The 15,424-nt window shown below is 65.4% G+C and carries 7 protein-coding genes and 1 pseudogene; 7 read left to right on the forward strand and 1 reads right to left on the reverse strand.

What is annotated here, in order from left to right; all coding sequences use genetic code 11:
* The 6 genes and pseudogenes from Vau01_RS55765 to Vau01_RS55790 form a co-directional block, all read left to right on the forward strand.
* Window positions 1–268: pseudogene (locus Vau01_RS55765) on the forward strand (DUF3375 domain-containing protein); the annotation flags it as partial.
* Between the two features lie 2 nt (window positions 269–270).
* A complete protein-coding gene (locus Vau01_RS55770; RefSeq protein WP_204010703.1) occupies window positions 271–1,005 on the forward strand; it encodes a DUF4194 domain-containing protein in 735 nt (244 codons plus the stop codon).
* Entirely contained in the window at window positions 1,002–4,547 is a 3,546-nt protein-coding gene (locus Vau01_RS55775) for an ATP-binding protein (protein ID WP_204010706.1), read from the forward strand. The genes Vau01_RS55770 and Vau01_RS55775 overlap by 4 nt, the downstream gene beginning before the upstream one ends.
* Entirely contained in the window at window positions 4,544–5,755 is a 1,212-nt protein-coding gene (locus tag Vau01_RS55780; RefSeq protein ID WP_204010708.1) for a Wadjet anti-phage system protein JetD domain-containing protein, read from the forward strand. Before Vau01_RS55775 ends, Vau01_RS55780 begins: the two co-directional genes overlap by 4 nt.
* A 199-nt stretch (window positions 5,756–5,954) precedes the next feature.
* Window positions 5,955–9,242 carry a sacsin N-terminal ATP-binding-like domain-containing protein gene (locus tag Vau01_RS55785; RefSeq protein ID WP_204010710.1) on the forward strand — a complete coding sequence of 1,096 codons (3,288 nt, stop codon included), beginning with the start codon at window positions 5,955–5,957 and terminating at the stop codon, window positions 9,240–9,242.
* Complete coding sequence (locus Vau01_RS55790; RefSeq protein ID WP_204010712.1) at window positions 9,215–11,116, forward strand: protein NO VEIN domain-containing protein; 1,902 nt, start codon at window positions 9,215–9,217, stop codon at window positions 11,114–11,116. The genes Vau01_RS55785 and Vau01_RS55790 overlap by 28 nt, the downstream gene beginning before the upstream one ends.
* Window positions 11,117–11,408: 292 nt before the next feature.
* Here the strand turns inward: Vau01_RS55790 and Vau01_RS55795 are convergent, their stop codons facing one another.
* Complete coding sequence (locus Vau01_RS55795) at window positions 11,409–13,577, reverse strand: N-6 DNA methylase (protein WP_204010718.1); 2,169 nt, start codon at window positions 13,575–13,577, stop codon at window positions 11,409–11,411.
* Between the two features lie 184 nt (window positions 13,578–13,761).
* Here Vau01_RS55795 and Vau01_RS55800 point away from each other — a divergent pair, with 184 nt between their 5' ends.
* Window positions 13,762–15,420 carry a PD-(D/E)XK nuclease family protein gene (locus Vau01_RS55800; RefSeq protein WP_204010720.1) on the forward strand — a complete coding sequence of 553 codons (1,659 nt, stop codon included), beginning with the start codon at window positions 13,762–13,764 and terminating at the stop codon, window positions 15,418–15,420.
* Window positions 15,421–15,424 lie beyond the last annotated feature (4 nt).

Here is a 15,424-nt window from a genome sequence, read left to right on the forward strand (position 1 = left end):
GCGGCCGCTGGCGTCGTTGGGATCCCTGTTCGACACGTTGGATCAATCGCTACGTCGGCCGGTCGAAGTCCTTGGCCTGCTGCACCTGATCACCAATCTGAGCGGTTTCCTCCGCGACGACGAACATCAGGAGATCTACCACACTGTGCGGCCTGACTCTTCTCAGCGAGATCTCATGGTTCCCCTGATCGCACCCATTCGGCATCAGCCCGACGGGATCGTTGAGTCCACGGCCGACAGATCCGGTGCGTCTGCGGGATCGGAGTAGGCATGAGCCTCGACGACGTCTTCCTCGCCAACGGCTCGATCGACGGCTGGGACGATTCTGACCGGGAGTCGACAAGCAGTGTCGCCTTGTTCGAAGGGGACGAGGGCGCGCTGGAACTGCTGCAGCGTCGGACTCTGGTGGCGCTGCTCAAGCAGCGGTTCATCACCGCACAAAGCCATCCGAAGGAGTGGAGGACGCTGATCGCGAATCCACGCCCGATCCGGTCACGGCTCAACGACATGTTCCTCGATCTTCACCTCGACGCGGCACGGGAGGTCGCCTACAAGCGGCAGGTGGCTCCCGAGGGCGGTGGGAGGTTCCCGACGTTGCTGTTTGACACCGCGTGGAGCCGGGAGGAGACAGCGTTGATGGTGTACCTGCGGATCCGGAGTCGGTCGGAGGAGGCCGCTGGTGCGTCGCGTTCGTTCGTAGAGCGGCAGGACATGGTCGAACATGTGGCCGCGTTGCGTCCAGCACACGCCACCGACCACGTCGCCGACGGTCGGCGTGCGGTGAAGGCGATCGAGAGCCTCAATCGGGCCGGGTTGCTGATCGGCGCGAGCACTGCCGACCGATTCGAGGTCAGCCCGGCTATCGACGTGGTGCTGCCGTTGGAACGGTTGCAGGAACTCCTGCGCTGGCTAAGCGGACGACACGGTGGCGAGGACGCACGCACTGACCGAGACGGCAGCGAGATGATCAGCAACGACATCGCCTATGACGGGGACGCGCAGTGACGATCAGCGATCCTGACCAACCAGCGCTCCTGCAGGTCTCGTCGATCTCACAGCCCAGCAGTCAACCGCCCACCCCGCTGTTCTACGTCGCTGGCGCGACCGACGGCACGTTGCAGTGGAAGGCCGACTCGTTTCAGTTAGTGAACTGGGGCGGGTTCGAAGGCCGGGTCCGTTTCGACTTCCACCCCGGCGCGACGCTGGTCTCGGGCGCATCAGGCACAGGCAAGAGCACCCTGCTCGACGCGTACATCGCCCTGATGATGCCGTCGGACACCCCATTCAACGGCGCGTCGAACGACGCTGTAGCGGGCCGGGCACGCAGCGCCGAACAACGCAACCTGCTGTCGTATCTGCGGGGGCAGACGGACACCACGACTGACGATCACGGCCGGGCACGACCAAAGGTGCTGCGCGGCGACGGCCGTCCTACGTGGGGCGCCGTTGCAATGACGTTCGTCGACGATCACGGCCGCCTGTTCACAGCACTGCGCGTGTACTACGTTCCCGCGCGCGCAACCCAGGTCGGGGACATCACCATGCGGATGGCCAGCTACGAAGGCCAACTGGACCTTACCGACCTCGCCGAGCACGCCGCCGCGCTGTTCGTCCCGAAGTCGCTCAAGGCAGCGTTTCCTGGCATGGCGACCCATGACAGCTACGCCGCGTTCGCCGCTCGCCTACACACTCGGTTGGGAATCGGCGCGAACGGTGACGGCGAAAAGGCGCTACGGCTGCTCGTACGCATCCAGTCCGGGCATCAGATCCGAACCGTCGACGAACTGTACAAGGAGATGGTGCTGGAACGCCCGGCGACGTACGAGGCTGCCGATCGGGCGATCGGCCACTTCGACGATCTCGAGGCCGCTTACCTGGCGATGCAGACCGAACAACAGAAGGCAGACCTGCTCGGCCCGATTACACAGAAGTACACCGAGCTCACGACGGCGCGAGACACCGTCGAGCAGATCGACGGGTTTGGCTCTACCACGATCGGTGACAGTCCGATCGTGCTGTGGCGGCTGCGACGTGAGACCGCTTTGCTATACACGGCGATCTCCGTCAACCAGGAAGAGCAGGCGCGCAACGCAACGGATCTTATCCGGGCGTCTGCGGCAGTGAAGTCGCTGGAGCAAGAACTCGCCGCGACCGAAGCCGCGCATCGTGACGCAGGCGGCGGCGAACTCGAACCCTTGGCCGAACAGGCCGACCAGGAACGTCAGCGCCGCGACGAGCGCCTAGCCCGTCGCGCCATACTTGCTGAACGCGTCACCGGCTTGACCGTGCCGCTCGACGACCGAGGCGCCTTCGAACGGCTACGGTCAACCGCAGCACAGTTCGCCGCCGACTACCCCGGTGCCACGCGAGCTCTGCTGGAGCGGCGCGAGGGCCTCCGGGACCGCGAGTTTCCGCTGTTGGAACGCCGTAAGCACCTGACCGCAGAGCGTGGCTCACTGGCCGGGCGGGCCGGGCGCGTGACAAAGTTCCTCGACGATCTGCGCCTCGATGTGGCCAGGGCCGCCGGCATGGACGTCGCCGAGTTGCCGTTCCTCGCCGAGCTGATCGACATCGCTCCGGGCCAGGACCGGTGGCGAACGGCGGTGGAGACCGTGCTTGGCGCCAGCGCCCGGCTGCTGCTTGTGCCGCGCGACCGGCTGGAGACGTTCTCTGCAGCCATCGACCCGCTGCGGCTGCGTGGCCGGTTGACGTTCGAGGGCGTGCCAGCGGGCCTGGATGGTCGCGTTGACCATGACCCGGACCGGATCGCGGGGAAACTGGTTTTCAAAGAGTCTCCGTTCGCCGGCTGGGTCGGCCAGCATGTATCCGATCCCGCCCGCAACGCCCTGTGCGTGGAAACGGCGACACAGCTTGCCGGCATCGGGTACCGAGTCACGCTCGCCGGGCAGACCCGGTCCGGGGCACGTGGCACCCACGGCCGGGGCGAGCAGGCGAACATCATCGGGTTCAGTAACGAGGACACGATCGCCGATATCGACCATGAGCTCAACCGGATCAAGGTCGGGCTCGACGCGATCGACAAGGAGCGAGCCTCGATCGACGAGGAACGGGACGGCCTCGACGCGCTCCGCGGTGCCTACGAGGCTATCCGGGCGGTCAACTGGGACGACATCGACGTCGCCGGCGTCGAGGCCAGAATCGGCGAATTGGAGCGTGCACGTCAGGCGATTCTCGACGCCGACGATCAACTGCAGCACCTTCAAGGACGCATCGAGGACCTGCGCGGGCAACTGGACAAGGCACGCGGGCACCGCTTCTCTCTCGACCAGCGCGAGACCAGGCTCAGCGATCAGGCGTCGGAACTGCTGGAGCAGCAGACGACGGTCGACGCCGAATCGGCCCGAGTCGAGCGGGAACGGCGGGTCGCGCTGACCAACGAACAGGCTGCAGCCCTCGACCTGCACTTCGCCGTGGCAGTCGTCCCCGCCGACCCGGACGATCTCCGCCAGTTCCCGACGAACCTGGTCCGGCTGCGGCAGCGGCTATCCTCCACCCTCGAGTCGGCTCGCACCCAGGCCCGTAACGCCGAGACTGAACTTGAACGGATCTTCAACGCCTACCAGTTGAAGTTCGAGGACCCCAATCTGGGACGCACAGTGTCCTCATACCCCGACTACGCGGCCATCCTGGAGAAGATCCTCACCACCGGGCTACACGAGCGCCGGGAAACATGGCGGCAACGGCTGATGAAGTGGAGCGGTGAAGATCTTGTGCCGCTCGCCGGGTCGATGGAGTCGGCCATCGACGAGATCGAGGAACGCCTCGACCCGATCAACAGCATCCTGCGCAACCTGCCGTTCGGCGCCAACCGCGACCGGCTGCGGATCAAACTGCGCCGGCTAGCCCCCGACGCCGTGGCCCAGTTCCGCCGCCAGCTTCGGGTGCTGTCCTCCGGTGCGACACGGGAGCTGCCCGAACAGCAGATGGAGCAACGCTTTCATGAATTGCAACAGTTCATGCGCTGTATCCGTCGCCGCGACGACCCCCGTGCCGTCGCCGACTTGAGCGACCGCAACCGGCTGCTGGATGTCCGCCGACACGTCGAGATCACGGCCGAACGCTACGACGCCGCCGGACAGCTGCTCAGCACGCACTCCTCCCTTGGCGGCAAGAGTGGCGGCGAAAGCCAGGAACTGGTCGCATTCATCGTAGGGGCGGCGCTGCGGTTCCGGCTCGGTGACGAGCTGCGCGCCCGTCCGCGGTTCGCGCCGGTCTTCCTTGACGAAGGCTTCGTCAAGTCCGACGCCGAGTTCGCCGGCCGAGCGGTGCAGGCATGGAAAGGGCTCGGGTTCCAACTCATCGTGGGCGCGCCGCTGGACAAAGTGACCGCACTCGAGCCGCACATGGACCAGCTGCTCGCGATCACCAAGAACACGACCACGCACTACTCCTTCGTCGCCCGCATCGCCGACGCCACACCGGTCACTGCCGCGCCACCGCCGACTGTGCCCTCCCCCCGCGGCCCGGTCAACGGCGCGGCTTCCCCAGCGGTACAGGTCACATCGGAACGGCACCCGCCGCGGTGAAGACCATCGAGCGGCTGCTGGCCGACATCGAACGCCGGCTCAGTAACACGTGGGCGCACCACATCGCCTCTACCCACTACCCGCCGCAGCCCCAGGATGCGGAAGCATTGCCGGCTGCCTGGCCGTACGCATTCCCGCTCGGACAACTCGCATCGGCCGGTCTCGCTAGGGACTTCTCCGCTGTCGCGGCGTGGGCGACTAACTGGCGGGCATGGAGCCACGCGCACGGCACGATGCTGCGCACCCGTACCCGGCTCGTACACGGCACCGATCAGGAACTTCCTACGCATGTCGTCATCGGCGATGTAGACAACGCCGCCCGATTGTGTGGGTCGGCCTGGGTCCAGCGACTAGAACTGGGCCGCCGACGGGCCACGGTCCTCGCCCAGCAGTTCCCGCACCTCGTCCGCACGGGCGTGCTCGCAGCGACCGTCGCCGCGGTCGACGACCTGAGCGATGTCGACTTCGACCTGCTCTGCCGTGCCGGAGTCTGGTTCGCGTCGCATGACGCGACAGGCCTCACTCCCAGACAGGTACCGATCGAAGGACTGCACGCCAAGTGGCTCAACCACCGGCACGGCCTGGTGCGCCGTCTAGCATCCCGTGAAGACCTTGGCTTGCTGCCACCACACTCTCCGCGGGTCCACTTCACCTACCTCGACCCCGTCCACCGCTCTGCCGGACTGCGCTGGCACGACTCGGCAACCGTCGACGACCACATGACGCCGGCGTACCAACCCCAGGTTGTGGTGATCTCCGAGAACAAGGACACCGCCATTCATTTCCCCGAACTGGACGCCGGCATAAGCGTCGAGGGTGTCGGCCGCGGCGGCACGACGGTCGCGGCACTGCCGTGGCTGGTCGCGGCCAGCCACATATTCTATTGGGGAGATATGGATGCCGACGGGCTGGAGATCCTCAACGAGTTCCGCGCAGCAGGAGTCCCAGCCGCCTCGCTGTTCATGGATCTATCCGCCTATACCGAATGGGAGCGATACGGCACGAATCTCGACCCGCGTGGTCGACCTCTGCAACCACGTACGCCACGACCGGTACCACTGCTCACCGACGCAGAGACGGAGCTCTTCCACTGCCTTACCTCCGAGGCATGGACGAGGTACCGGCGCATAGAACAGGAACGAATCCCCCTCGGCGAGGCGGTCTCGACTGTTCGACGGATCGTCGGTAGCCCACTTCGAGATCGTTGACACGGCGTGCGCGAGCACACGCTTGGCATGTCGAGGGCCGCGCACCCGCGAACAGCCTGTCGGCCCAGGGCAGCGCTGGTGTGCCGCAGAACCGAATTGACCGGCTTCAACGGAGCAGCGGGCACGAACGCGATCAGCGTTGCAGACGAACGGCGAAGGAAATCGCTCCCCTCGCACCCGCCTATGGCAACCTGAGGCTGTGAGCGACTTCCGAGACCGGGTTATTCGGCAGGCAGACAGCATCGCCGAGCTGTACCTGGAGGGCGAGCGGTTGGGCCAGCCGGCGACACGGGAACAGAAGGAGTTCATCCAGGGCGTTATCGCGGCCGACTACGACGGGCGGACGGTCGTCGAGCTGCTGCAGAACGGCCATGACGCGCATCCTGCGGATAGACGAGATGGCCGGATCGAGTTCCTGCTCGCTGAGGATGAACTTGAGTTCGGAGTGCTCTATGTCGCCAATGGCGGTCAACCAGTGAGTGTGGACGATTTCGACTCGATGTGCCGGATCGCAATGAGCAGCAAGCGTCCCGACCAGGGCATCGGGAACAAAGGCGTCGGCTTCAAAAGCGTGCTTCAGCTGTCGGCGAGTCCCGAGGTCTACAGCCGGTCCGTCCCGGAATCATCCACCTTCGACGGATTCTGCTTCCGCTTCGCCGGACCGGCTGACTTCGATGACCTTGCAACACGCGTCGCGTCCGACCGGCCGGACCTTGCCGAGGCGCTGCGCGCGAACGTATCTTCTCTCAAAGTCACCGTCCCGACGGACGAAATCCCGGCACGTGTGAGCGAGTTCGAGCAGGACGGGTTCGCCACGGTTATACGGCTCGTTCTCCGTTCCGCGGCGGCGCGGGAGCGAACCCGATCCCAGCTGGCCGAGCTTTCGTCGTCGGACGTGCCGTTCAACCTGTTTCTGGAGCGGGTCGGGCGAATTGCAGTCCGTACGCGCACCGCCGTCGGCGCCGACAATACAAACCTGCTCAACCGTTCGAGTCGTCCCGTTGCCCCCGCGATGGAGGAGGTTCGCGTCGACGGGGGCGCCTACCTGCTGCTGCGCCGTACTGTCGTTGAAGCCGAGATGATCCGGATCATCCAGCAGAGCCGGGACGACGACGGTCTGAACTCCGGCTGGGAGCGTTGGCGGGGTGACGCTGAGGTGTGTGTCGCGGTCCCCGTCGACCGGCCGCTGGAACGCGGGCGGCTCTACACGTTTCTGCCGATGGGCGAGGCGGCACCCGCGCCGATGCCGGCGTTTGTCAACGCGCCCTTCTTCGCGCAGCTCGACCGCCGAAGCCTCTCGCCGTCGATTCCTTTGAACGACCTGCTCCTCACCGAGGTGGCCCGGCTGTGCGCCAAGGCCGTAACCGACCCAGCCGGCCTGCCCGGCGACGTCGGTCTTGACCTCGTCTGCTGGTCCAGTGCGGCACTTCCTCGTCTTCGGAAGGCGTTCGACGAGATTGGTGTCGATCTCACCAAGCTGTTGCTGGTGCCCGTGCTCGGACCAGATCGCGGCCGAGCGGCGCTGGCAACCGCGAAGCTGTGGACGGGGCGGGGCACCGTCTTCACCGCGGAAGCGGTCGCCGCCGCTGGGAGCACCCCGATCGTCGATACGGCGCTCCACACCGCTCGAAGGACCCGGCTGTCGGTCTTAGCCCGTGATCTCGGCGTCCTGGCACAGCCGAGCTCGACGGATGTTGGCGTGTTCGCGGAGTCGGTCGCGGCGGCGTTGGCGACCCGATCGGTGGAGCCGGAAGTATGGGCTGGGTTCTACGACGACCTCGCGGCTGAACGGCTCGATGAGAAAGCGGTACGTGACCGGCGGATCCTCATCGACGACGAGGGAAACCTCCTGTCGCCAGGCAGTGAGCGAAGTGTGTTCGTCGGGTCGACCGACGACGGGGCCGGGCCGCACGTGCCACCCGGTGCGGTGCGAACGCGGCTGGCCTTCATGCTGGCCAGCATCCCGTGGTTGACGGCCGAGCGACGTCGGCGTCCAGGTCGCGTGTGGTTGGACACGCAGAATCTGGTCAGGGACTATCGAACCGACACTGTGTTGAGCTTGATCGGGTCGACCATGCGGGCGATCGATGTGGGCGAGACCGAGACGCTGCAGCGGTGTCTGGAGTTTGCTTTCGAGGTCTGGCGGCGTGGACCTCGGGACCTGAGTACCGAGGCTGTCCGTACTGCCCGATTGCGAGTGCCGGCCAAGTCGGGCTGGACGACGGCGAACACCGCCACCTTTGGGCTGGGCTGGGGTGGCGACACCGGCGACGTCGACGCCCGCCTCGCGCAACTGGTCGTCGCGGCGGGCGACGTTTCTACCGAGATCGCGCGTATCGGCGACGCAACAGTCGAGCCCGCCCATCTGGGCGGCATAGACCCGGACCGTTGGCGGTCGTTCCTGGAGTCGGCCGGCGTCCGCCACGGGATCATGCCGAACTACATCCGATCGAGCGCGCTAACGCTGCGTGGCTCACAGGTCGGCGCCCCCACAACCGCAGGCCATCTGTCGATCCCGGTGTCCGGCGATGACCAGCGACGCTGGCGCGAGGTCGCAGCGAGGTGGCCCCGACGGGGGCCACTTCATCAAACGGTGTACTACCAGCCGGCAACGAACGTCGCGTTTCTCCCAGCCCAAAGGGACTGGGCGAAATTTGACGCCAGGGCGCGCCGCCTCTACGCGGAGCTGATCCTGCGAGGGCTCGACTCCTGGCCAGATTCGACGCTGGAAATTCAGTTTGTACGCGACACCGACGCTATGCGGCCGGCCTGGCCGACTTTCGTCGCGGCGTTTCTGGCTACGGCCGACTGGATCCCGCAGACCGCGCCCGGGGATCGCACACGGGTGAGCTTCGCGTCACCCGACCAGGCATGGTGGCTCCAGAAGGCGGAAACGCCCGACTACCTACGCGCCCAACCTTCTAATCTGCGCGGGCTGGCGACACCGCGAGTGCTGGCGCGACTCGCTCGCCTCGGCGTCCGTTTCTGGGATGACCAGACCACCGCGCGGAGCCGCTTGGACGAGCTCACCGATCTGGTGGGGCGGCACCGCCCGCAGGGCGGTTCGATCCCGCCCAGCGTCCGGAAGGCGTACGAGGAGGCGTGGGAGGACCTCGGCACGGCTGCCGAGCCTCCGCATCGGATCATCGTCGCCCGGCAGGCCCAGTTGGAGGTAACCGACCTGGACCTCGAAGGAGAGCCGGTGTACGTCTGCGACGAGACCGGCGTCGCCCAGGAGCGGCTCCTCGGCCAGACGCCGGTCGCGATGCTCGCGATCAAGAACCGCCGGCTTGCCAGCCAGGTCCACGACCTCCTGCAGCGCTCCGGCCCCCGGCGACTGGTTCGCACCTCCGCGGTAACCTCGACATCACTGCGGACGGCACACCAGCAGCAGATCTCACATACCGGCGCCTCGACGACATCACGGGGCGGTGGCTGCACACCGTCGTGCTCGGCGCCGTGGAGTTTCAGCAGAACTCGTTCCTGACGGTCAGTAACAAGCAACTCGCGCTCGCCCACCGGCGGCTCGGCCAGTGCGAGATCGCCGTGGCGATCGCGATCGCGGCCAGCCTCGGCGGCAACCCGATCGGCGCCTGGGTCATTCCGCGGTCGTTTCTCATCGAGGCCGACGGCAAGCTCCGCATCGTCGTCGCGGCCGACAGCTCTGACCGTTGGACGCTGCTGCGGACCGCGTGCGGGTCCCTGGCCGAGTTGGCTGGCTTCCCGCAGGTTGAACGCTCGCTTGAGTTGGCACTTATCGACCTACAGCGCATCTGCGGCGAACAATCCCCCACGATCGCCAACATCGCAACGGCCCTGCGAGTGCCGGTCGAAGATCTGCAGGCGCTGGTCCTCGACGGCACCAGCCACCTGTCGGACCACACGGCGGTGGTTACCGTTCTCGCGGTCGTTGACACCGGTGTGGCCGAAGAACTCCGGGACCGGCGGGAGCCGTTCGACGGACGCGACGACCTTCGCACCTGGCTGGCAGACCGCAACGTAGACGCCGACAGGATCCTCACTCTCGCCGACGAGGACGATCTGCATTCCATGATCGATAAGCTGGGCGTCAGCCTTGCGGCCGCGAACGTGGGCTTCCGAGCCACGGGCCTGACACCGCTGCACAACCGAGACGGACATGCCCGGCAGTTCTCGGCCTACCTCCAGCAGCATCGCGCTGAGATCCATGACAAACTGCGCGACCGGTACCTCGCCGTGGCGGAGCGCGGCGAACCGTTGACCGACTACCTGCGGCTGCGCGACCTGCCCGACCTTGGCCCCGACCCGAAGTGGCTGGATCGCTACTGGGATCTATCCGAATCGGTGCTCGATAAACATGTCGCGGGATGGCTTGACCGGGTCTCGCCGGAACCCGCTTCAACGACTGAACGGTTACCCTCCGTAAAGGAGCTTAGGGATGCCGGCCATCGCACCGCCATACGGGCGACAGTGGCCGCCCGAACCATGGTGGAGGCGTGGCTGCACCGCTCCGCGACGAGCAGCACCCAGAGGCCCCGTGAGCCCGAGGCGGTCGCCGCCGCGATGGCATCAGACGGCAGCATGGACTTTCGTCGGCTCACCCAGGCCCACGTCATCCGATGGTTGCACGCCCACCAACAGTGGCCGGAGACGATGCCGCGGGAGACCGCGCTTATGAATCTCACCGAACAGGACCTGGCCAACGCCCGAGAACGCCTGACCCGGGCCACCGAACTGCAGCATCAGGCTTCAACAGTCACCTTCTACGGAGCCAAGAAATTCGGTCACGACGCCGTGGAGACCCAAGCGTTCGTCGATGAAGTCCGCTCAGACGTCCCAGCTGAAGTCCTGGCGACGCCGCCTCAGCCAATCGCACTGCCGGCCGCGCCGCCAGGCAATCCCGGCCGCTCTGGCACGGCTGGCACCGGAGGGGGCTGGCGGGCACCCACGGCGCCGCCGGAAGTGACCGCGCGGGTTGGCCTCGCCGGTGAGATCCTGGTCGGGGAGTGGATCCAGCATCAGTTCGGCTACCCACCCGAGACCACCTGGAAATCCCGCTACCGCCGTACGCGGTTTCCGGAAGACGGGGATGACGGCCTCGGCTACGACTTCCTAGTCAACGCGCAGGACAAGCGGATCCTCATCGAGGTTAAGGCGACTGTCGACGCCACGCTCCAGATCGCCCTCGGCGAGTCCGAGGTACGCCGAGCGCAGACCCTCGCCGCCGACGAGGAGTACCTCATCGCCTTCGTCACCCACGCTCTCGACCCGGCACGGCGCCGCCTCCACATCTTGCCGAATCCCTTGGCCGCCGGTGGTTTCGGGTTCTTCCGCGTGACCGGCCGCAGCATGCGCCTGAGGTTTCAGCTGCCACCCCGCTGATACACATACACAAGTCGAAGGAAATAGAGTTCGAAGCAGTCGTCGTCGCCGAGGGCCTGAACGTTGTCCGGCCACTCGACCCGGGCTATTGCACCCCCACGGGCTTCAGGGCGCCTGCCGCCTCCTGCAGGCCGCCATCACCTGCGCCAAGCAGGTTGTGGTTCTCGTCCAGCAAGTTGGAGCAGGTATCGCGCGAACCGGCTGATCGGAGTGCCACCGGAGGCTTCCGATGCTCTAAAAGGTACCTCCGGCTGCCTGCACACCGAGGTCGCGGCTGACCTCGATCACTGAGTCATCGAGGAGGGGAGCCAAGTAGAGCTGGTACGCCCGTATCGCCGATATTCATGGGGTCTGAACGTGACGCGTCATGCGTTCCTCTTGGCATGACGCCGGACAGGTCAGCGGCAAGAGTGTCGGTTAAGTCCCGTATTAGTCGTTCGGCGCGCTCGTTCGCCGTACGCAAGATTCGTTCAAAATCGGAAAGTGATCGGAATGTCCGCCCGTACGCCTGTTGGGTGGTGAGATCTGGAAGCGGAAGGCGTACGCGACGAGGATCGAAACGAAGCAGCTCCCTTGGGCTTCCAGTCGATATTCTCGCCTGGTGGTCACCCTTAAGGCTGGATAGATAGCCAGCCAGGAACCATGGATCGACAAGACTTGAGTTCGCACGTATGAGAAGTACCGACGACGACAGGCATGCACCCGAATACTCCTCGCCTGCGACTCTGGCAATCAGTCGAGGAGCGGCTATTGGAACAAGTACATCGTTTTCCTGTATTAATTGAAGCGGATCGTCGGAAATCGGGACCAACTCCTTTGGTCGCGTTCCTCGGACCAGGTCTTCGGCCCGCACGATGGGAACCGGAGATGTCGCCGAACCATCATCAACGTCCCGAGCGTGCGTACGGCGAATAAAGATGGCGCCCGTATTCGCGAGATCGTGCAATGAAACTGCCCGCGATGAGGGCGTTGATCCTATTGCCGGTCCGGTGGACGGTATCGCGCCCTGAAGTTGCGTCATGAGTGCCTGGACCTGTTGCCGCAGCGCCGTCAGGTCGCCGTCCGATACGCCACGGCTTGGGGCGGGTAGGTAACGACGTGGGGTGAGGTCGACGCCGTCGGTCAGAACGTTGTGTGCAGGTACCACCCTGGCCTGCGTTACTCCACCAGTCGAACTGCCGTCCTTCTGAAACGCGGTCCATGCCCGCGTGGCGAGGTCCTGTACGACGGTCCACGCGGAACTTTCGCCGGCGGACGTCGACGCACTCCGATCACTCACATCGGCAAACATGATGTTTGATGAAGGATTCGGCGCTGCAGAAGGGGGTTGCAGGATCCAGAGTTGTAAGGGGACGGAGTGTTGGGCGGCCAGCCGTGGTGGCAAAGCGATAACGGCTCGTATTGCCCCTCGTGTGACGAGCGCCGTACGCACTTTTTTGCCCGACGGCCGCGAAGCGACAGCCGGGGGCATTAGCATGACAACGGTCGAGCCCCGTCCGCCATGGGCAAGGCAATGCTGGACCCAGGCGAGCTCTGATTCCACCCTAGGTGGCACGCCGTATTCCCAGCGGGCATCGAGACTCAATTCCTCGTGTCCCCAGTTTCGTTCGCCGAATGGAGGGCTGCACACGACTGCGTGCGCATTTCCGGTCGGATAGGCATCATCACGCAACGAGTCGCCTTCGTGAACGTCGAACAAGGGACCGGTCGCCGACGGTGTCGCAAAGGTCAAACGTAATACCGCAATACGTGCCAAAGCCGAGTTTGTCTCCTGGCCGAGTAGTTGGCGGTACCCCCTCTTCGTGGCAGCGATCAAAATCTCGGCACTGCCGCACGCTGGGTCAAGAAGCGTTCCCCTTCCCGCTGAAGCCAAATCCAGCATGAGCTCTGCGAGTTCGGGTGGTGTCGGGGAGAAGCCGTTGATTGCCGATCGCTCGAAGTATCGCTGACACACGTGATCAAAAACTGCTGACGGCGTGTCGATGAGCGCGCACTGTCCGGCCATCCGGAGAACCGCCAATTGATCATCCGTAAGTTCGATTGGCGTCAGTAGACTCACTAGCCCAGCGACCACACGGTCGCCACGAAGGAGCATTGCATGTTCCGCCCGGGTGAGCGCCCTCGTGAATCCTTGTCGATCATCAGGCACGTCCGTCAGATCACCATGAAGATGCAGCAGAAACAGTCCGACGACGCCGACGTTGTCGCCGGTGGAGAGCGAGGTGTCCCGGAGCGAATCCACCATGCGCCAAAGCACGTCCGCGAGCGGAATCTCCAAGGGCCTGCCTTGCCGCCGCAACCATTCCGCGACCTCGGCAAGGTTGAAGGTGGGGCTCTTGTCGCTGCCGCCGATCGGCGCCGGGAAGTCGGTGTGTCGACGGCGCCAGTTTGTCACCGCACTCGGCCGCACAGCCGCTAGGCGGGCTATGTCCGCCGAGGTTACCTCGACACCCTCCGCCACGGCGCAGCTCCCGTCTCAAGTCGATCATCTCCTCCGAACAGTAGCTTAGCGGTCGGCAGCCGAGTTCACACCGGTTGGTTGACTCTACGACTCATCGTGGTTGACACCATTCACACGTTGCCCTCTAATTGGTGAGTCGCCTGCCGGCTCGGGGGCGCCCGACCTCAACGGCAAGGTGGCGATCTTGAATCTGCGTTGGCGCATGCCGGATGGCATGACCGGCGATCCGGATCTCATCCGCGTCTCGGCCAAGGACTTGAACGACCAGGCGGCCTGCCCCGAACAACTGGCCGCGAAGGTGCGACCTGCCGTCAAACTCCGGGTGTACCCGAGGCGTCCGGACCCGCGCTACGAGACTTTTCCGCTGGGACGGCTCATGGATGTGCTGAACCAGCACGAATTCAAGGGCATCGCGCTGCGGGATGCCCTTGACGCGCTCACCGACGACCAGACCCTGCACGCGGGGACCCTCACCTGGATCCGGCACGCTGCGGAGTGCTACATCGCGAGTTCCGCCGAGGGGGGCGACGACCCCCTCGAAGCCGTTCAGGACCACTGGGTCACTCAACGTTCCGGACAGCGTCCGGAGCCGACCTGGGAGATGTATGCGTGGGGCCGGCGATACCGAACCGCAGACGGGGCTCTCCGCGAGTTCCGGTTCCTGCGCCTGGGAAGGGCAGGCGACTGGTCACGGCCGTCCTCGCAGATCGCGGTCGCGGCGTACACGACCGCGGTAGGAGAACCAGCGGCCTGGCCGAAACCCTGGTCAGAACCGTTTCGCCTTAGTGCCGCTCCGCGCGCCGAACGGGTACGGGTCGTCGAGGTAGGGCTTCTGGACGGCTCACGCGCAGTCTTGTTCGACGGCACCGTCGCCCAAGCTGAGGAGTACTTCGCGGTTCACGGGAGGAGTTCGATCAGGCCGCTCGAAGGTGGTGGTGATCGGATCCCGAGCGCCGATTGTCTCGACTGCAAGCAACTGACCAGTTGTGACGCGGTGAACCGCGCGCCGCACCTGCTCGGCATAGCAGGCCGGGCTGGTCAACCGCTCCGTTCCTACGCCATCCGTGACGGCCGCGCCCACGCTGCATGCCCCGCCCAGCAGCACCTACGGTCTATCCGCCTGCCCAAGCTCAACGAGTACGGCCCGGAAGCCGAACGAGGGCTGGCCGTCCACGACATGCTGAAGAACGCCCACTCGCGGACTCCTCGACGGTGTTGCACCGCCGAAGATCTTCCCGCGGACCCGGGCAACTGGGCGGCGGGAGGACGACAGCTCACCGGCGACCTCGCACAAGGCGGTGCGCAGATGCTGCGGCGGCATCGGCAGATATGCCCCTACCTCCACCACGACCAGATCACCGGCGCAACTGCAGAGCCGCAGTTGTCGTTCTACGACACCGTCGCGAACGTCCTGGTACTGGCCACACCAGACCTGCTGTACGCCGAAGGGCCGGCCCGGGTGTGGCGAGAGGTCAAGACCAAAGAACGACACCGATGGATGGGCGACGACATGCTGCAGTTCTACCCACAACTCGCGCTGGGCGTCGTCATCCTCGCGTCGAACCTCCTCGGCGGCGACACTCGCCAGCACCGGATCGAGTTGGAGACGCTCACCCCGACCAGCTCGAACATCGAACTCCTCGACGTCGGCGACCCTGAAGTGGTGGCGAAGGCGCGCGTCATTGTCGCAGCGCTCGCTGAGCCGTGGCACCGCGACGACCTTGCGGTCACCAAACCCGGCCCAGATTGCCAGATGTGCCCCGTTCGAATGTGGTGCCCGGACTTTCCCGGGTCCGATGACGGCCCACCGATCGACCTGCGATCAGCCGAGACGGAGGCGTGAGCAC

This window comes from Virgisporangium aurantiacum, from assembly GCF_016863635.1.
Taxonomy (GTDB): Bacteria; Actinomycetota; Actinomycetes; order Mycobacteriales; family Micromonosporaceae; genus Virgisporangium; species Virgisporangium aurantiacum.